This is a genomic window from Paenibacillus sp. FSL H8-0317 (genome assembly GCF_045040685.1).
Taxonomy (GTDB): domain Bacteria; phylum Bacillota; class Bacilli; order Paenibacillales; family Paenibacillaceae; genus Paenibacillus.
The window spans coordinates 6,771,084-6,789,754 of the sequence record NZ_CP150294.1; the positions used below are offsets into that span (position 1 = coordinate 6,771,084).

An 18,671-nucleotide genomic window follows, 5' to 3' on the forward strand; every position below is an offset into this window, starting at 1 on the left:
CTCTGTGGTTATAAAGATGAAGTTCACTTTCTATTGTAACGTAACCAGCTCGGAATAAAAGGGCTTTGCCTCAGAAAATGGAAAATGAAAAGAAACGCACCCATAACAGGTGCGCCGAATAAAGATTTGTCTTCTGATCATGATTTAAGGCAAAGTAATACTCAATGCATTCAACAGATCAGCCTGTCTGACTGGCTTCGTCAGGACAGCATCAAAGGCTTCTGCTTCATGCAATTCAATGTGTATACCATAAGGAACAAGAACAATGACGGGCAGATCCTCCAGTCGCTGTTTCAGTTCTTGTACAAAATCAACCGCGCCGCCTTCCAGTAATCCCATATCCACAACGGCTACATCAGGCATGAATCCTTCGTTGATCCAATCATGCGCTAATGTCAGATTCGAGGTCATGTGTACATCCATCTCCCACCTACGCATCAGGGAAGAGACGCCTTGCAAAATGTCAGGGTCCTTGGCAAGTAACACCTTTTTCCCTTTTAACCGTTGCTGAACACTTGCGAGTTGAGGTAACTCCCAGTATCTGCGTAACGGAAGGGATATGTTGAATTCCGTCTCATTTTCCTTCACACTGCTCACCTGAATACGGCCATGCATGAGAATGGCAAGATTCTGGCTTACAGCCAGACCCAGATTACTTCCAATCAGTTTTTGGATATTCAACTTCTCTTCTTGGCTGTTAAAGGTTTGCATCTTCTTATCCGATAACGTCTGACCTGTGTAATTCACCTTGAGCAGAAGTGTACCCGTCTCTTCGGTGTCTTCTCCGTTCACCACTGCCGTGATCAGGACGGAGCCCTCACGCGTTGAATCGAGAGCGTATTGAATGACATGTGCAAGCAGCTGTCCGATCTTGATCTCATCACCAACGAATACTTGCGACACATTCAGCTCCAGATTCAATCCCAGCTCAATGTTCTTGCCAGCCGCAATTCCCGCATAAAGATAGACCGTATTCTCAATTGTACCTACCAGATCGAAAGGATCATCATGTATAACCGTTTTACCTGCCTCATTGATGTTGAAATTCATCATATTGTTCAACAAAGTAAGCAGAATATTGCCGCTCGTCTCAATCATATTCACATATTCTGACTGCTCCTCAGGCATATCCGGTGTACGCATCAGATCAGTCAGTCCCAAAATGCCGTTCAACGGATTGCGAATCTCATGACTCATCAGCTTGAGCATCTGTGATTTGGTCATGGCCTCCGATTCAGCTCGTTCTTTCTCTGCCTGGAGTTGCTGTTGCATTTGTTCCGAATCACTCAATTTACGCTCCTGAAGATGCAATGTGCTCTCCAGGTCCACAACATAGCCAAGGAATACGGCCATCGCCTTCAGCGTCTTCATGTCGGTTTCACTGATTACATAATCAGGATTATCCATCAGACAGATGGTCCCGAATGTTTCGCCAGATCTTCGCATGATGGGCACGCCCACGAAGAAACGATTGCCGAGCCCACTCGTGACATCCATGAATCTTGTCATCGGATGTTCACATGTATTCTGGATTGTAAGGTTCTCATGTTTATCTTTTAATACCAAGCTGCAGTAAGAATCTTCAAATGGAAGTTCGCTACCTTTTACAATCAATTCTTCCTTGCGATTGAACGCCTCAAGAATGACATTCGTCAAACCGTCATTCGTAGCAACAAAGATGGTATTAACCTTCAATATACCACTTAGTACGTCTACAATATGGGCCGCAGCTTCCTTTATATCTTCATAGAAGCCTCTCGTAATGCCTTCTGCCGTCCCCATGATCCACCCCTTTTATCTTAGCTGCACTATCTAATCTGTAGATCATAATTGTGTAATCACGTACAAGGGTTCATCAAAAAATCCGAATAGCTGTCACAATCTATACTTATATGATTAACACCGTAGCTGTATAAGAGAATCATACTTCCTGTTTATTGCCCATTTGCGGTCAAAACAGTTCTTAAACGGATGGATTAACAAACGAAAAATTATGGCAAAACGCCTTTTCAGATTGATTAAAGTCCATCTTGTCCAACTTCGGATATTATCCTTGCAGGATAACTAGAAATTATACGCTTCTACTCAAACTTTGGGAACCTTTATCCACAGCAATTAAAGGAAAGTCCACTTTGTCCTGTGAACTATGTGACCATTATCACACCCAAAAAACCACATATAGTTTATAAATGGATAAGACGAATCTACATATAGTGTTATACGGAAATTGAATGATATTCAATCATTTTAGGAGGAACCTTACATGAACATGCTTGAGTATGCCACTCCACCGGCATCCGATCTATTATCCGACCTGGGAAGACGAATTATTGGCGCAGAAGACGCCGATACGCTGAGGGAAAATGCCAATCTGAACGGAGACTCCTTCAGCGGCAAGATGAGCAGGCTCGGTTCGGAGACAGCCAAGTGGCATGCTCTGCGTCATGTGTTGCCGGAAGAGCTTGCCCAAGCTGTGGAGAATGGGGATCTGTATGTACACGATCTGGACCAGTATGCACTTGGAACGACCAACTGCATCTTTATCCCGTTTGACCGTCTTCTTGCTGCGGGTTTCAATACAGGCAACGGATCGGTTCGCACACCTCAGACAATCATGTCTGCAATGGCTCTGGTTGCGATCATCTTCCAATCCCAGCAGAACAGTCAATATGGCGGTGTGTCAGCCAATAAAATCGACTGGGATCTGGCTCCCTATGTACAGCGATCGTTCCGCAAACATTACCGCAAAGGACAACGACTCTTTGGTGAGCATGCCCTGCTCGAGGATGAACAGCTTCATCTGGACAGCATCGAAGCGAAGAATCAGTGCCCGCAGGCGTATGCCTTCGCCTATGAAGAGACTGAACTGGAGACAGGACAAGCTGCTGAATCGCTGATTCATAACCTGAATACGATGAGCAGTCGTGCAGGTGGCCAGATTCCATTCACTTCACTGAACTATGGATTATGTACATCAGCAGAAGGTCGGTTGGTATCACGCTCGTTGCTGGAAGCAACCATCCGTGGCCTGGGCAACGGGGAGACTCCCGTGTTCCCTCAACATATTTTCCAGTGCAAACAGGGGATCAATCAGGCTCAAGGAGAGCCGAACTATGATTTGTTCCGCCTCGCAGTCACCTGTTCATCCCGGCGGATGTATCCCAACTTTGTCAATGTGGATGCCTCTTTCAATCTGCCTTTCTATCATCCGGAAGATCCGGATACGATCATCGCCACCATGGGATGCCGCACACGTACACTGGCTGACCGATTTGGTCGCAATCGTCAAAGTGGTAAAGGTAATCTGTCCTTCAACACCATTAACCTCGTGAAACTGGGCATCCGGTTTGGCATCTGCCAAGGTGCCAGAGCTGTCGCTGACCGGGCCGGATTCTATACTGCTTTGGAGTCGGTTATGCATAATGCCGCTTCCGGCCTGCTGCACCGGTACCGGATTCAGACAGCACAGCCTGCCAAGGCATCGGACTTCATGATGCGGGAGGGAGTATGGGAAGGTGGGGAACAGCTTGGCCCGAACGAGCCGGTTGCCGATCTTTTGAAGCATGGAACATTATCTCTTGGTTTTATCGGTCTTGCGGAATGTATGACAGCTCTCTATGGGCGTCATCATGGGCAGGACACTCATGTACATCGTGAAGCATTGAACATTATTCGGACCATGCGAGAATTCTGTGATCGGATGAGCGAGCAGCATAACCTGAACATCACCCTGTTTGCCACGCCTGCTGAAGGGTTGTCCGGCAAATTCACGAAGATCGACAGAGAGCGTTATGGCCTCATTCCTGGAGTTAATGATCGGGAGTATTATACGAACTCATTCCATATCCCGGTATACTATACTCTTCCAGCTTATCGGAAGATTGAACTGGAGGCCCCGTTCCATACGTTATGTAATGCGGGTGCAATCTCCTATGTGGAGCTTGACGGGAACGTTCGAGCCAACACCGCAGCTTTCCTGCGGATCGTGCAATATGCACTGGCACAGGATATCGGGTATTTCTCCATTAATCACCCGATCGATCGCTGCCCTGCATGTGGTTATGAAGGGGTCATTGGAGATGTATGCCCAGGCTGCGAAGCCCACGAGAACCATGTGCATTTCCAGCGTTTACGCCGCGTAACGGGTTATCTGACTGGAGATTACAAAGTACGCTTCAATGCTGCGAAGCAGGCCGAAGTGCGGGATCGGGTGAAGCACCGGTGAATCTGTATGGTTACATCCCGGAATCGGTGAATGAAGGGACAGGCCTGCGCGCCGTGTTGTTCATCAGCGGATGTCGTCACGCCTGTCCGGGCTGCTTCAGTCCGGATTCATGGAGCTTTCGAGCGGGTGAGCCCTTTACAGAGGAGCGGCAGCAGCAGATTCTGCATGAAGTGACGACCCATCCATTGCTGGATGGCGTTACGTTGTGTGGCGGTGATCCCTTTTTCTCGGCAGCAGAATGTACGTCTTGGGTTCAGCAGCTCCGCGCTGCACGTCCTGATCTGACGGTATGGGCTTACACGGGATTCGAATATGAAGAATTGATTACCCACCCTGCGAGAGCGGAGCTTGCCCGGTTGTGCGATGTGATTATTGACGGTCGATATATTGAAGCGGAGCGTGATGTCTCTCTTCCTTTCCGCGGCAGCCGGAACCAGCGTTTGATTGATGTCCGTGCAACACTAGCCACTCGAACCATCGTTACAATGCAGCTCAGTATGCGGTAAACATTGGTTTTATTCCCCTCAACAACTAACAAGGCACGGGTCCCCAGGGGACTGGTGTCTTGTTGGCGTATAACAGTCTGCTTTAAGAAATAGGTTTTATCCATTCTCTCTATTTCCTTCTCTATTGCATGACGATATATTATATAGGTAGTTATTAAGTTAGCATTTAAAATTTAACCGCTTACATAAGGTAACCAGGGAGGAATCATCTTTTATATGGATATTGTTCAAGCATTAATTACATGTATGCCTTTCTTTCGAGATACGATTCGTCAAGATGTAACTCTGTCCGTTATTGATCATGAGAAATTCCTGTATTTCTCAGCAGGCGAATCGTTAAAGCAATTGAATTATCAACCCGGCGACCCTCTATTGGATGGAAATCGAAATTTTGCTAATCTCAACGGCGGTACAGTCAAACGATTCGATCACTACCCTAAAGATTTGTTCGGTGTTCCTTTTGACGTAGCTTTCATTCCCATTAAAAATGAACAAGGTGAAATCATCGCCCTGTTTAACCTGCTCTACAGTATGGATGACCAGGACCAGCTGCAACAACTCATGGATGCTACCGAAAATCTGACCAACCAGTTAATTGACAGTGTACAGCATGTAGCTGCACATTCCGAGGAACTCAGTGCCACAACCGAAGAGATCCGGAATAATTCCAAACAAGCCGTACAGAAATCAGGCAATGTCACTCAGGTCGCCAGTTTCATTCGTGAAATCTCCGAGCAAACCAATCTGCTCGGCTTGAATGCAGCTATTGAAGCTGCTCGTGTAGGTGAAGCAGGTGCAGGTTTTGGCGTTGTTGCCAAAGAAATTCGCAAACTGTCTGTGGATACCAAAGAAGCGACGGCACGTATTGAAGAGTCTCTTCTCTCAGTTCGGCAATCCATTCAAGGCATGGAGAATGAACTTGGGGAGATCACGGCAAGCTCCCAAGAGCAGGCTGAACTCGTAAATAATTTTATGAACACAATTGAGCAACTGAATGAAACCAACAAACAATTGAAGCAATTTGTGCAAAAAATGATTACGTTTGACGGTAAATAAAGATACGTTTAATAGCAAACAACAAACTAAAGCCTCCGAATGTATTCGGAGGCTTTATCATTAGCTATATGACTTAACGAATCTCGAAGTGACTGATGCGTACACCTGCTGACAGCACAATGTATACATCCTGCTTACCTGCTGCACCTGTGAGTTCCGCCTTCACGGTAGACCACTGCTGGGCTTCACCTTGTGCCAGTTCCACACGTCCTGCGAGCGTACCCTCCGGAGAGCCGAGTCGCAATTCCAACACAGCGCCTGCTTGTTCTGCGGATACACGAGCTTCAATTGCTGCTACCCCACTACCCAGATCGGCATCCTTGAAGGCAATCCATCCCTGCTCTCCAACTACATGGACAGCACTTCCGCCCTCTTTACTCTCATCCAGATCAACACCCAGGTAAGCATCATAATTCTCGGCACGAGTCGCCACAGCCAGATTACGAGCAGGGATTGTCTCTCCTTCTACCGTCAAGCCTGCAACCAGCTGAACATCAGAGGATGACTTGGCAACCATAATAGAGTAAGTTCCACTTTCCACGACATACCGATCACGAGTTACATCCCAGATGGCCAGTTCCTGAACAGGCAAGGTGAAGCTGACTTTTGCTGTAGCTCCCGCTTCGATATGAAGACGATGGAATCCTTTTAACGTTTTGAATGGACGTTTCACCCGGGATTTGCCTGCACGAACGTACAACTGTACAACCTCGTCACTGGCAATTGAACCGGTATTGGTTACATCTACAGTTACCGTAACGCTGCCCTCTGTACCCACTTGAGTTGGGCTAAGTTCCAAATTGCTGTATTTAAACGTTGCATACGTCAGACCATGTCCAAACGGATACAATACATTACCTTCAAAATATTGATATGTCCGACCGGATTGAATGATATCGTAATCCTTGATGTCGGTCAGTTGATCTGCTGATTGTACCCATGTCATGTTCAAACGTCCGGCAGGCGCATAGTCGCCATAGAGTACGTCTGCTACTGCGTTACCCAGTTCCTGTCCTGCGTGTGAAGTATACAATACCGCCGGGATGTTCTCCTGAACCCAATTCGATGTGAACGGATAACTACCCACGATGACAACTACCGTGTTCGGGTTCGCGGCATAGACCGCCTCAACCAGACGTTGCTGGGATTCGGCCAGATCCAGACTTGGACGGTCAATTTCTTCTTTACCATTTACAAGCGGATTATTACCCACAAAGACAATTGCCGTTTCCGCAGCCTTGGCAGCTGCTACTGCTTCCTCAAGTCCATTCACAATAATATCCTGCTTGAATGTCTCTGTGGCGCCAAAGGTTTTCAGGTCTTCGGACACTGCAAATGCATCGTTTCCACCATTAGGTGCAGTCACCGTTTTGCCATTCCAAGTGGTTAGACCTACACTTCCGTCCTGTTGTGGCAACAGGTGGAATACTTCCTTCACAAACCAGCCGTACACTTCATCAGCGGAAGCCGTTACGGTCTCTTCATCTGTGGTCAGATATTTGCCGTTGCTTTCCGCCTGTAATGTATAACTTCCGAAGCCCCAGTTGGACACCATGAACGTTTCCGCTTCTCCCGAAGCAATCACAGGTGATTTTTCACCTTCTGCCAGTCCAATTTTCTTCCCATTGGCTACGGAAGTTAACGTAATACGATCATTTCCATCCTTGAACGATACGTTATCGCTGCCTACTTTGCCACGAATCGCTTCAAGCGGGGATACGTTATACGGCATGGTGCCTGCATACCAGTCACGATAGACCGTTCCGCCCAATTGACCAATCACAGCCACTTTACCAGCTTTTGTTTTGTCTAGCGGCAATGTGCCTTTCTCGTTTTTGAGCAATACCACTTGTTCTCTTGCGGCTCTGAGCGACAGTTCTTTTGCTTTCTCCGTCATCATTGACTCTTCACCGATAGAAGCATACGGGTTGCCCTCTTCCGGATCGAACTCACCCAGACGGAAACGCACACGGAACGTATTAAACAACGCCTTGTCGATGTCATCCATCGTGAGCGTACCTTGTTCCAATCCTTCACGCAGTGCCTGTTTGGACAGCTCAGCATCATCGGTGATGCTATCAATTCCGGCCTTCACAGATTCTACCGTACCCGGTGTATGGGAATCATAGTATTTATGATCGTTTTTGATACCCATTACGTCGCCTGCATCACTGACAATAAAACCATCCATGCCCCATTCGCCTTTGACAATCTCGTTCACAAATGGATGCAACAACGCTGGTGTACCATTAATGGAGTTGTACGCTGTCATCATGGACTGTGCGCCGCCTTCTTTAAATGGCTTCTCAAACGCCTTCAGATAGTATTCACGCATGTTGCGCGGATCAATGCTGGACGAACCGCTTCCGCGATCCACTTCGTTATTATTCGCAAGAAAATGCTTCAAGGTAGCGACCGCTTTGTAATACTTCGGATGGTCGCCCTGAATTCCTTTGACCAATGCTGTTGTCAGCTCGGCTGTCAGTTCCGGATCTTCACCATACGCCTCTTCATTCCGTCCCCAGCGCGGGTCACGTTCCATATCTACTGTAGGTGCCCACAGCGTAAGACCGTTCACTGCCGGATTGCGTTTATAAAATACACGTGCCTCGTCTCCAAGCACGGAGCCAATCTCTTTCATCAAATCCGCATCCCATGTGCATGCCAGCCCCACCGGTTGTGGGAAAGATGTTGCTTCTCCAAGCCAGGCCAAGCCGTGGGCAGCTTCTGTTCCGTGTTTGTATGCAGGTACACCCAAACGGTCTACTGCCGGTTGATATTGCAGCATGGATTCAATTTTTTCATCTTCCGTCAAGCGGGATACAAGGTCCTTCACACGGGTGTCTAACTCTAGTGCTGTATCTTGAAACGGATATTTCGTTAGGTTGGTGGTCATATAGAATCTCCTTTGGTTATCGGTAGTTAATTAAAATGATAGCGAATACATATATCAAGAAAAAACGGGGATTAATTCGGATGAAATCTTTCTTCCAATAGATAGATTAATCCTTTTACAATCAACGTTTACAGGTGTAACACCTGATCTCCTTTTCAAAACCTAAAACGATTTCGGTAATCCTATCATATAGCATGTTTAACAAAAAAAACAGAGGTTCTATGCAGGAAATTGTGAACATCCCCTCTGCAAAATCTAAACAACACCGTTTTTTCCTGGCATAGTCTGGCAATCATGAATAAGAGTACAACGATGTGCGCTGAACAACATCCCATTCGATAGATTGAAGATAATCAAGGAGGAAAAAAAATGAGCGACAATCAGCAGCCCAAGACGGGTCTGCCCCCGGTCCCCGAATCGCTGTGGCGTGCTACGCATCAATTCGATGCCTATCCAAAACTGACCGAAGATATCACCGCTGATGTAGCGATTATTGGTGCCGGTATTGCTGGGATCACTACAGCCTATCTGCTCGCGCAGACGGGTATGCGTGTAGTCGTGCTGGAAGCTGGAAAAGTATTGGATGGCACGACCGGCCATACCACGGCCAAGGTATCTGCCCAGCATGGTGTCATATTTGATGAAATTATGCATCATTTCGGACAAGAACAGGCTCGAATGTACTATGAAGGTAATGCCGATGCCGCGAAGTGGATGCGCAATCTGGTGAAGGAAAAACAGATTGATTGCCAGTGGGCAGAGGAAGATGCCTACGTCTACATTCAATCGGAGGAAAACATCAAAAAACTGGAGATCGAGCTGACCGCCTATGGCAAACTCAACATCCCTGGTGAGTGGGTAGACCCACTCCCTATTCCTGTTCCCGCAAGGGCAGGTATTCGCATGCCGGGTCAGGCACGCTTTGATCCGCTGGCCTACCTGCACTACTTGCTCGATTCCGCTGTGAAACAAGGGGTACAGATCTATGAGCATACGACAGTTACAGATGTAGAGGAAGATGCTTCTCTGCATGTACGAACCTATGGCGATGGCCCATCTGTAACAGCAGAACATGTTGTTGTAGCTTCTCATTTCCCTGTCTATGATCCCGGATTCTATTTCACGCGGTTACATGCGGAACGATCCTACGCCGTATTAGTCGAACCGGAGAAACCCTATGCCGGCGGCATGTACATCTCGGACGATACACCGTCCCGCTCCTTGCGTACCGTCTTACATGACGGTACGGAACTTATCCTCTTTGGCGGCGAAAATCATAAAACCGGACAAGGTATCTGCACCTTTGGTCATTATGAACGCCTGGAGCAGTTCGCAGCGGAGACATTTGGCATCCGCAACATTCCTTTTCGCTGGTCAGCCCAGGATCTAATATCCATTGACAAGGTGCCCTACATCGGACCGATTACCGGAAGACATGAACGTGTCTATGTGGCGACCGGGTTTGCCAAATGGGGTATGACGACTGGTACGATGGCAGGACACATTCTTGCGGATCGCATCACTGGACGTGACAACCCTCATGCTGCCATATTCGATCCGGCAAGATTCAAAGCTGATCCTGGCATGAAACACTTTATTGTGGAAAATATGAATGTAGCCAAGGAATTAATCTCCGGTAAAGTGGGCATTGTGCACAAAAACGTTAGCGATATTGGCGAAGACGAAGGAGCCGTCGTTCGTCATAATGGCAAACGTGCTGGCGCCTATAAGGACAACAGTGGCAAGCTGTTTCTGGTGGATACCACCTGCACCCACCTGGGGTGCGAAGTCGAATGGAACGAGGGCGAGCGTTCGTGGGATTGCCCATGCCATGGTTCCCGCTTCAATTATGCAGGCCATGTGATTGAGGGCCCTGCTGTGGAAGACCTTAAAGTTCTGGATGCACAAGAATAACCGACATTTAGCGATTCACCTGTAAACCAAAGAAACCAAAGTTCATCTCACAGACCGGATCGGAATCCGCCTTCAGACGGAAGCAACCGATCCGGTTTTTGCGTATGCTGAATTATATAGCTAAACAGACAGCCTCGGCTAAGCATTCGCATTAAACGAACTTATGATCGATAAATCGTGATACGGAACTATTTTAAAGTCACTATCTTGCATTAAACAGTACTGGATGCTATGATGACTTCACCACTACTGAACAATATACACTAGCGATAAATGAAGCTACGAAGGAGGAACCTGTGTGAATGTGAACATCCAGTTCAAAAAAGGAGTATTAGAGCTGTGCGTCCTGGTATTAATTAACCGCCAGGATCGGTATGGCTACGAACTGGCTCAGGCGGTCTCCAAACATATCGAAGTTGCTGAAGGTGCGCTGTATCCCTTGCTTCGCCGGCTTGTGAATGACGGTTACTGCACCACCTACCTGCAAGAATCAAGCGAAGGACCGCCGCGCAAGTATTACCGACTATCCGATACAGGTCGCGACTACATGACGGCACTGACAACAGAATGGAATGAATTTGTGCGCAATGTCGCAAATCTGATTGAGGAAGGAATCCCCAATGAATAGACAACAATTTATGAAAGCCATGGAAGTTCATCTACGGCCGATGGACCCGTTCGAAAGGGCTGAGTTACTAGCCGACTATGATCAACATTTCGAGCTTGGACTACGAGAAGGCAGGCTGGAAGAAGAGATCGCTCGGGAACTCGGACAGCCGGAAGAAATCGCCAAGGAAGCACTCGGTGATCGTTATGACATTCATATGCCGGGTTCAGATGCGTTCTATGCACCGACGTATCGCGAGATGCGGTCACCCAGAAACAGCACCAGCGCCACTCGCAAATTTTTCACCGCCATCGGCCTGTTATTCCTGAATCTGATCCTTGGCATCCCCCTTGGTCTCATGATGTGGTCGGTATGGCTTGTTATTGCCAGCCTTTCCTTGCTGGTAGTGGCTCCTGTAGCAGCAGTTGTGGACTTTGTATTCCTGGGCCAACTCGATAAACCGGAAATTTTCGTTGCGATTGGCGCTTTCGGTGTCGGCATTTTGTTTGCCATCGCATCGAAGTATGTCTTTAGAGCCTTCAAAATCGTCACTCTTCAATATATTAGATGGAATAAAAACACGATGAAAGGAGATGTTTCCGCATGAGTACCAAAAAATGGCTTGCGCTCGCCGTGATATGTATCGGAATAGGTTTACTTGGAACATCCATCTATGGCGTTCAGTTCGGGGATGAACGGGAGCATTATTCTAAACGATGGGATTTCAAAGCAGATGAATTGCAGAACATTATCATGAATGCTAATTTCAGTGCAGATATTGAATTTATTGTAAGCCCGGATTCGAATGGTTATATCGAAGTGGATGGCAAATGGGACTCTGCCGTAGTCAAAAGCTTCGAACAAGCCAATTTATCCAACGGCACATTCCAACTGTCTCAGACAGAACGTGAACGATTACAATTTTTCACCCTGTATTGGAATGATCAAGACTCCACAATAACTGTGGCCCTGCCTGAAGGGCACCAATTAAATGAGGTTAAGCTGGATTCTTCTTCAAGTGACTGGGATCTGACAGATCTGAGTGCCAAGCAGCTTGAGCTGAATAACACCTCAGGTTCCATACGTCTGGAAAACATCAAGGTACCACGTATTGAGCTGGATCTAACTTCGGGTGACATTACCGCTTCCATGATTGATGGAGACATGACCGTGAAACAGACATCGGGAAGCCTCACTGTTGATCAGGTAATAGGTCATGTAAACAGTGAGATCGAATCAGGTGATATTGAGATCACTGAATTAAACGGCGCAGCCGATGTTCAATTCACTTCGGGAAGCATCCATATTGAGCAGTCCCATTCTGCACCGATTAATGCATCCGGAACATCAGGAGATATTTTCATTCAAGCTGCCCCTGATTTTGACGGAATCTATGACGCTAAGGCTACTTCCGGAAGTGTAGATGTACCTGAATCGCCAATGGTGAGCCGGGAAGTGATCAAGGCCCGTACTTCTTCTGGCAGCATCGAGATTACCAAATAGTGATGAAGCCAATTTCCGAACTGTGGGTAATAATAGTATAATTGAATGCTAGTCCATTTCTAAGGAGGAATTACCCACATGGAACTTAAAAATAAAACAGCTATCATCACAGGTGCTGGTAAAGGTATCGGACGTGCGATTGCTGAGGCACTTGCCAAAGAAGGTGTGCACCTTGGCCTTATCGCACGTACTGCTGCCGATCTTCAGGCTCTTCAACAGTCTCTTAGTCAAGAATACGGTGTGAAAGTAACCAGTGCTGTAGCAGATATCTCGGATCGTACGCAGGCAGAAGCCGCTGTAGCAGCCATCGAGATGGAACTCGGCGCGGTGGATATCCTGATCAATAATGCAGGGATCGGAAAGTTCGGAACGTTCATGGAGATGGAACCGGAAGAGTGGGAGCGCATCCTGCATGTTAATGTCATGGGTACATACTACGTGACTCGTGCTGTCCTTCCGAGCATGATCAAGGAAAGTAGCGGCAGCATTATCAATATTGCTTCCACTGCAGGTGAGCGCGGATTCGCTACAGGTTCGGCATACTGTGCGTCCAAGTTTGCACTACTCGGCATGACCGAATCTCTGATGCAAGAAGTGCGCAAGTCCAACATTCGTGTGACAGCACTGACTCCAAGCACCGTTAATACGGAGCTTGCGACCAATGCCGGACTGAAAATTGGCGACGAAGATCGCATGATGCAAGCGGAAGATGTAGCTGAACTTGCACTCGCAACGCTCAAGCTGTCCGACCGTGTCTTTGTCAAAGCAGCAGGCATCTGGACGACTAATCCACAGTAGACAGAGGCCCTCTGACCTTTCTAAGGAATCTCTCGCACCTTATTGTTCCCTTTTGCAGGAATTGAGAAACGTAACGAATCATAGCGACGTTATTTCGCCACAAGTCTGTGGAATGTAGCCAAATTACACACACAGCAGTGAAATAAAGCGTCTGAGATTCGTTACATCTCGATATCTGCTTAAAATCATCTAATAGGGCTCGCTCATTTCGTTAGAAAATAAAAGGACGTTTCCCATTGTACATGTATGCAGGTTCGCATGTTCATGACTTGGGAGTCGTCCTTTTTTATTCTATAAATGATCCAGACCCAATTCTTTGGACACCGCAATGAGCACCACCGCAGGTTCCTCACCGATATTGGTCACTTCATGAGGCACTATTGCATTCCAGGTAAACGAATCACCCACATCAAGAACCTCCACATCTTCGCATTGCTCCGCACGAATCTTGCCCTGCAACACCAGATGGCTTTCCTCCCCGGCATGTTTGCTCACCCCGGTTGAAGCACCTGGCGGTAACTCCACAATGGACATATGCATCGCACCTTTGGCTGTAAGCTGCTGCACCTTGATCTGTCCGCTTCCGGCTGTCGTCTCCTTGCGCTCGTTCTTACGTACCACATTCATCCGCTGCTCCGGTGTAAGCAGCAAATAGGGAAGTGGCACTTCCAGATAATCCGCAATACTTTCAAGCGTAGCAATGGAAGGTGACGTTTTGTTATTTTCCACGTTACTAATAAAACCTTTGGACAACCCCGTGCCCTCGCACATCTGCATGATCGTAATCTGTTTCTGCTTGCGGATCGTACGAATAGCCAAGCCAATATCCATATTGCGTCCCTCCCCTTCTATTGATCTATATAAAACATCAGACGTAAGCTTAGCTACTTCTGGTTATCTATTCAGCACGTGCCTCCAAAAATATAATCCGATTGCCAAACGGATCTGTCACGGTCATTTCTCTTGATTTCCAAGGGGTCTCCTCTATACCGGGTCTCGCATGTTTGTACTCTTTCTGACGAAGTGCACCATGGAATGTATCCAAGTTATCCGTTTCCACGCGCAAGGCAGCTCCAGGTGTACAATCTCCATGATGTTCAGACAGATGAATCACGATGGAATCAAGCGAAATCTGCATATATAAGGGCATATTTTGCTCAAATCGATGTTCCCAATCCAATTGGAAACCCAGGTATTCCAGGTAGAACTCTCTAGCTTTATTTTCATCAAATATTCTCAAAATAGGCACGATACTTTTTAACATCCTGATCACGTCCTCGGGAATAAGATATGAACCATGCGCAGCGGTATTTATTGTAGAACCATTCAAGACTTTTTATAAACAACATATATTCATCATACAAAAAAAGTATTGACCCTACAATGAAACCATGATAAATTTTGTTCATAAATAAGAATATTTATTTCATATTGGTGAACTTATTTGTCAGAACGATATATTTAACTCATTCCTCTTCAGGTGGTGTTTTCAATGAATTCTCCTTATATACATGAAGTCCGATTACCGTCTCATTACAATCCAGATCAGCGTTATCCCGTGATTTTCGCCTTACATGGGATGGGATCAGATGAACAGGATATGCTTCGTTTAATGGAGCCTATGCAGTCTGATTTTATTATTGTTGCTATCCGTGGGCCTATCGTTCAGGGTAGTGGTTATGCTTATTTTCAGATTAAAAGCATTGGCAACCCCATCCGTGAACTGTATGATGCCTCCGTGCTGGGACTGCAACAGTTGATTGTTGATCTTTCCGCCAAATATACTATTGATCCCACGCGGCGTTATATCGCCGGATTTAGCCAGGGCGCCATTATGGCGATGACCCTATCGCTGGTGATGGGAGATGAAATTAAAGGCATTGTAGCGATGAGTGGGTACATCCCGCAATTTGTGAAAGACGAATACACGCTGCAACCCGATTCGGAGCTGTCTGTGTTCATCTCGCATGGGGATCAGGATCATCTATTCCCGCTGCAACTGGGCGAAGATAACGCCCATTTCTTCCGTCAACATACCAATCACGTCACATATGTACCTTATAATGGTGGGCATCAGGTGACCCCCGATCTATATCAACAATTTCAACACTGGCTTCGGACAGATGCAAATCTGACTACCGAGGACCCGAAAGGACTGAATTCATAATGATGCCATCTCTGTTTATTGCTCACGGTGCCCCTTCACTGGCTTTGGAGGAGAATGCGTACACTGAGTTTGTGCAAAAACTTGGAGAAGAACTGCCGAAACCCAAAGCAATCGTATTCTTCTCTGCTCACTGGGAATCCACAACTCAGCTTGTATCCTCGGTAGCCAACTATGAGACCATTTATGATTTCGGCGGTTTCCAGCCAGAGCTGTACCAGATCAAGTATCCGGCTCAAGGACAGGCAGAGACCACAGCCGAGGTGGAGCGTTTATTCACAGAAGCAGGCATTTCGGTACAGACAGATGACGTTCGTGGCCTGGATCACGGCGCTTGGGTTGTTCTACGCCTGCTCTACCCGGATGCGGATATTCCCGTAGTTGCCTTATCCGTGAATCGCTATCTGACAGGTGAGCAGCAATATCAGGTTGGACAGGCACTCGCTTCCTTGCGTGAGCAAGACATTCTTGTCATTGGTAGCGGCGGAACCGTCCACAATCTGCGTCGATTGAACTGGGAAAGTGACGGCGTTGACCCGTGGGCATCAGAGTTCGACAACTGGCTGCATGACAAGCTGGTGAGTTGGGATACGGAGTCTCTCTTCTCCTATGATAAACTGGCACCTTCAGCTAAGGCCGCCGTGCCTACGCCGGAGCATTTTGTACCGCTGTTACTCGCCATGGGTGCGGGAGACCAGAACAAGCGGGCAACGCTCCTATTCAAAACCTATCAGTATGGCAACCTGAGCTTGTCCTGTTGGAAGTTTGAATAAGAGGACTATGTAAAAGATTAGTTTCATTTATATAGTAGATAAATAATAAGCGTGGGTTACAGGGATTACCCCTGTAACCCACGCTTATTTGTTGTTAGGAGTGACTTTCATGATGGTTGTACGTAATCGATTGGAATGGAGCCAGGTGTGCTGATATGCAACAACCGACTTTGAATAATGAGACCATTGTAGTATGTAAGCAAGGACTCCGGTTTCTTGTGTGCTTTTCTGGATTATAACTATAATATGAGGTGAATCAGGCACAGTTTGCTCGCATATCACTCACCATATTATCTGAATAGCTCATACGGAGGGAATTGGATGCCAGAACAGCGTATATATGAATTGATGGATGAACTGGATATGTTGCTGGAGGAGAAGGTACAGGATGAGGAAAACCGGGAACTCTTGGAGGCATATCGCGAGTTTGAAGGCGTGACGGATGAGCAGCTCGACGCATTCGAGCAGGAACACGGTATTCGATTACCTGCTGATTTTCGTGCGTTTTATAAACGTAAAAATGGGAGTGGTTATGGCTTTCACGTCTTGTATCCAAGCCTTGAGGAAGGACGAGAGTCCGAACCATTTTACCTGTTATCCCTGGAAAAGATTCAAAAGGAGCAGTCCACGCTGGTGGAGAACCGCATGGATGATTATTTGACCGATGAAGAAATCCGTGAGCTTGATCCCCGAATCAAACCCTACCTTTTTCAAAAGAAATGGATCACGTTTGGCATGCTTGGAGGTGGCTCACTGTATCTGATGTTCGACTTTGATCCGACAGAGCAAGGAACGGTTGGACAGATTATTATGTACGTGCATGACCCGGATTTTGTATATTATGTCGCTGGGACATTCACGGAACTTTTGGAACAGTCTAACCGGAATTTACGTGCCTTGGAGGCCATTGAGTACTGAGATGCACATGATGATATGACCTTTTTTGCATAATACTGGGATATGTCAAAGCGGTTATAATAACATTTAGTGGAAATGCACATGCTGTATAGATAAACTGCCTTTTCTACACCTAATACATTGATCTGGGAGGAACATACGAAGTGGCTGAACAACCGAAGTCTGAGAGCTTTATGTCTCTCGTCAAAAAAGGAAACACATCCTCCGCCGTAGCAATGGCAGGTAATGCCGTACTTGCTGTGTGCAAAGGGGGAGCTTTCCTATTCAGTGGCAGTGGCGCCATGTTCGCTTCGGCGATGCATTCACTCGCTGATGCCATTAACCAAGGGTTTGTCTTTGTTGGAAGTGTGTTGTCCGAGAAAAAACCTACACGCCGCTTCCCAACCGGATTCGGACGGGTCATCAACATTTTCTGCATGATTGCCGTGATTGTTGTTACCATTATGGCGTATGAAACGATCCATGAAGGCATCCATCTGTTGCAGCATCCTGTTGGTCATACCGGCGGTCTCTGGATTAACATCGGAGTGCTTGTTCTGAACATTGTCATTGACGGGGCCATTCTGATCAAAGCCATGAAGGAAATCCTCAAAGAAGCGCGCGCACCCAAAGCCGCCGGATTTGCCTTGGTCCCTGCTGCCATCAAAAACGTAGGCCGTGCTGCGCCACCAACCCGTCTCGTATTCTACGAAGATGTTGTAGCAGTACTCGGTGCGACACTCGCCTTGATCTCCGTTGTAGTCATTGCATTGACCAATTTTGCATTGCTCGATGGCATTGTGACAACGATTATTGGTTGCTTGATGATCGCTGTAGCATTCCGTGTCGGTTACGATAATATGATCGGATTGATCGGTGTTGCGGCTCCGCAGGATATTGAGGACAAAGTGTCCCAAACCATTCTCGCAGACACGCACGTTGCCGATATTCAGATGATGCGTATCATTCAGGAAGGCCGTTATTATCATGTGGAAGGTCTGATTGAGTTGACCAAAGGACTCAGTCTTGCCGATGCAGATGACATCAAGTTCCGTATTCAGGAGAAACTGATGACAAACCCCGACATCGCCGACGCTGCCATCTCCATTATTGAGGATGACGGTGTGAACAGCTGGGGCAAGAAACATTCGGATGTGGTGAAATAACAAGCTCCGTTTTGGATGACTCAGCTTTACCATTCAGTAGTTGCTCAATTTAAGTTTAACTGTTGATTAAACAGTCAACGAATCGTATATTATTAATAACAGATCTCGCCCGCACCTCTGCTTATGCATGTGGAACAGGGCGAGACATTTTTGCGTTATGGGGGTA

16 protein-coding genes are annotated in these 18,671 nt (G+C 47.0%); 12 read left to right on the top strand and 4 right to left on the bottom strand.

Going from position 1 to position 18,671, the window contains the following annotated elements:
• Positions 1 to 144 precede the first annotated feature (144 nt).
• Positions 145 to 1,782: a histidine kinase dimerization/phospho-acceptor domain-containing protein gene (locus tag MHB43_RS30145; protein ID WP_221825564.1), complete on the bottom strand. Its 1,638-nt coding sequence runs from the start codon at positions 1,780 to 1,782 to the stop codon at positions 145 to 147.
• A 481-nt stretch (positions 1,783 to 2,263) separates the two neighbouring features.
• On the opposite strand from MHB43_RS30145, the gene MHB43_RS30150 reads away from it, so the two are divergent.
• From MHB43_RS30150 to MHB43_RS30160, 3 genes are all read left to right on the top strand, one after another.
• Positions 2,264 to 4,225: an anaerobic ribonucleoside triphosphate reductase gene (locus MHB43_RS30150; RefSeq protein ID WP_405130957.1), complete on the top strand. Its 1,962-nt coding sequence runs from the start codon at positions 2,264 to 2,266 to the stop codon at positions 4,223 to 4,225.
• Positions 4,222 to 4,731 (top strand): anaerobic ribonucleoside-triphosphate reductase activating protein, encoded by a 510-nt coding sequence (nrdG, locus tag MHB43_RS30155; protein WP_405130958.1) that lies wholly within the window; start codon positions 4,222 to 4,224, stop codon positions 4,729 to 4,731. The genes MHB43_RS30150 and nrdG overlap by 4 nt, the downstream gene beginning before the upstream one ends.
• Before the next feature lie 216 nt (positions 4,732 to 4,947).
• A complete protein-coding gene (locus MHB43_RS30160) occupies positions 4,948 to 5,787 on the top strand; it encodes a methyl-accepting chemotaxis protein (RefSeq protein ID WP_405130959.1) in 840 nt (279 codons plus the stop codon).
• A gap of 73 nt (positions 5,788 to 5,860) precedes the next feature.
• On the opposite strand, the gene MHB43_RS30165 is transcribed toward MHB43_RS30160, so the two are convergent.
• Complete coding sequence (locus MHB43_RS30165; RefSeq protein ID WP_405130960.1) at positions 5,861 to 8,683, bottom strand: glycoside hydrolase family 3 C-terminal domain-containing protein; 2,823 nt, start codon at positions 8,681 to 8,683, stop codon at positions 5,861 to 5,863.
• 369 nt (positions 8,684 to 9,052) lie between these two features.
• On the opposite strand from MHB43_RS30165, the gene MHB43_RS30170 reads away from it, so the two are divergent.
• From MHB43_RS30170 to MHB43_RS30190, 5 genes are all read left to right on the top strand, one after another.
• Positions 9,053 to 10,597 carry an FAD-dependent oxidoreductase gene (locus MHB43_RS30170; protein ID WP_405130961.1) on the top strand — a complete coding sequence of 515 codons (1,545 nt, stop codon included), beginning with the start codon at positions 9,053 to 9,055 and terminating at the stop codon, positions 10,595 to 10,597.
• Between the two features lie 298 nt (positions 10,598 to 10,895).
• Positions 10,896 to 11,225 (top strand): PadR family transcriptional regulator, encoded by a 330-nt coding sequence (locus MHB43_RS30175; protein WP_036667851.1) that lies wholly within the window; start codon positions 10,896 to 10,898, stop codon positions 11,223 to 11,225.
• Positions 11,218 to 11,811, top strand: a complete 594-nt coding sequence (locus MHB43_RS30180; protein ID WP_405130962.1) for an HAAS signaling domain-containing protein — start codon at positions 11,218 to 11,220, stop codon at positions 11,809 to 11,811. Before MHB43_RS30175 ends, MHB43_RS30180 begins: the two co-directional genes overlap by 8 nt.
• Positions 11,808 to 12,707 (top strand): DUF4097 family beta strand repeat-containing protein, encoded by a 900-nt coding sequence (locus MHB43_RS30185; protein ID WP_405130963.1) that lies wholly within the window; start codon positions 11,808 to 11,810, stop codon positions 12,705 to 12,707. Before MHB43_RS30180 ends, MHB43_RS30185 begins: the two co-directional genes overlap by 4 nt.
• Positions 12,708 to 12,785: 78 nt before the next feature.
• Positions 12,786 to 13,505, top strand: a complete 720-nt coding sequence (locus MHB43_RS30190; RefSeq protein ID WP_405130964.1) for a 3-ketoacyl-ACP reductase — start codon at positions 12,786 to 12,788, stop codon at positions 13,503 to 13,505.
• Positions 13,506 to 13,796: 291 nt separating this feature from the next.
• Here MHB43_RS30190 and MHB43_RS30195 read toward each other — a convergent pair whose 3' ends face one another.
• Together MHB43_RS30195 and MHB43_RS30200 are read right to left on the bottom strand one after the other, a co-directional pair.
• Positions 13,797 to 14,336 (bottom strand): helix-turn-helix domain-containing protein, encoded by a 540-nt coding sequence (locus MHB43_RS30195; RefSeq protein WP_405130965.1) that lies wholly within the window; start codon positions 14,334 to 14,336, stop codon positions 13,797 to 13,799.
• A gap of 67 nt (positions 14,337 to 14,403) precedes the next feature.
• Positions 14,404 to 14,769, bottom strand: a complete 366-nt coding sequence (locus MHB43_RS30200) for a glyoxalase superfamily protein (protein WP_405130966.1) — start codon at positions 14,767 to 14,769, stop codon at positions 14,404 to 14,406.
• A 228-nt stretch (positions 14,770 to 14,997) separates the two neighbouring features.
• Here MHB43_RS30200 and MHB43_RS30205 point away from each other — a divergent pair, with 228 nt between their 5' ends.
• From MHB43_RS30205 to MHB43_RS30220, 4 genes are all read left to right on the top strand, one after another.
• A complete protein-coding gene (locus tag MHB43_RS30205; RefSeq protein ID WP_405130967.1) occupies positions 14,998 to 15,672 on the top strand; it encodes an alpha/beta hydrolase in 675 nt (224 codons plus the stop codon).
• Positions 15,672 to 16,442, top strand: a complete 771-nt coding sequence (locus tag MHB43_RS30210; protein ID WP_405130968.1) for a DODA-type extradiol aromatic ring-opening family dioxygenase — start codon at positions 15,672 to 15,674, stop codon at positions 16,440 to 16,442. The genes MHB43_RS30205 and MHB43_RS30210 overlap by 1 nt, the downstream gene beginning before the upstream one ends.
• 321 nt (positions 16,443 to 16,763) lie before the next feature.
• Positions 16,764 to 17,360 (top strand): SMI1/KNR4 family protein, encoded by a 597-nt coding sequence (locus tag MHB43_RS30215; protein ID WP_405130969.1) that lies wholly within the window; start codon positions 16,764 to 16,766, stop codon positions 17,358 to 17,360.
• A 143-nt stretch (positions 17,361 to 17,503) separates the two neighbouring features.
• On the top strand, positions 17,504 to 18,505 hold the full coding sequence (locus tag MHB43_RS30220; protein ID WP_091036009.1) for a cation diffusion facilitator family transporter: 1,002 nt from the start codon (positions 17,504 to 17,506) through the stop codon (positions 18,503 to 18,505).
• The last annotated feature ends 166 nt before the right edge of the window (positions 18,506 to 18,671 follow it).

Bases quoted from the DNA above. Each gene is read 5' to 3' on its own strand.
- MHB43_RS30145 (WP_221825564.1), bottom strand. From the start codon at position 1,782: ATGGGGACGGCAGAAGGCATTACGAGAGGCTTCTATGAAGATATAAAG.
- MHB43_RS30150 (WP_405130957.1), top strand. From the start codon at position 2,264: ATGAACATGCTTGAGTATGCCACTCCACCGGCATCCGATCTATTATCC.
- MHB43_RS30160 (WP_405130959.1), top strand. From the start codon at position 4,948: ATGGATATTGTTCAAGCATTAATTACATGTATGCCTTTCTTTCGAGAT.
- MHB43_RS30165 (WP_405130960.1), bottom strand. From the start codon at position 8,683: ATGACCACCAACCTAACGAAATATCCGTTTCAAGATACAGCACTAGAG.
- MHB43_RS30170 (WP_405130961.1), top strand. From the start codon at position 9,053: ATGAGCGACAATCAGCAGCCCAAGACGGGTCTGCCCCCGGTCCCCGAA.
- MHB43_RS30180 (WP_405130962.1), top strand. From the start codon at position 11,218: ATGAATAGACAACAATTTATGAAAGCCATGGAAGTTCATCTACGGCCG.
- MHB43_RS30185 (WP_405130963.1), top strand. From the start codon at position 11,808: ATGAGTACCAAAAAATGGCTTGCGCTCGCCGTGATATGTATCGGAATA.
- MHB43_RS30190 (WP_405130964.1), top strand. From the start codon at position 12,786: ATGGAACTTAAAAATAAAACAGCTATCATCACAGGTGCTGGTAAAGGT.
- MHB43_RS30195 (WP_405130965.1), bottom strand. From the start codon at position 14,336: ATGGATATTGGCTTGGCTATTCGTACGATCCGCAAGCAGAAACAGATT.
- MHB43_RS30200 (WP_405130966.1), bottom strand. From the start codon at position 14,769: ATGTTAAAAAGTATCGTGCCTATTTTGAGAATATTTGATGAAAATAAA.
- MHB43_RS30205 (WP_405130967.1), top strand. From the start codon at position 14,998: ATGAATTCTCCTTATATACATGAAGTCCGATTACCGTCTCATTACAAT.
- MHB43_RS30210 (WP_405130968.1), top strand. From the start codon at position 15,672: ATGATGCCATCTCTGTTTATTGCTCACGGTGCCCCTTCACTGGCTTTG.
- MHB43_RS30215 (WP_405130969.1), top strand. From the start codon at position 16,764: ATGCCAGAACAGCGTATATATGAATTGATGGATGAACTGGATATGTTG.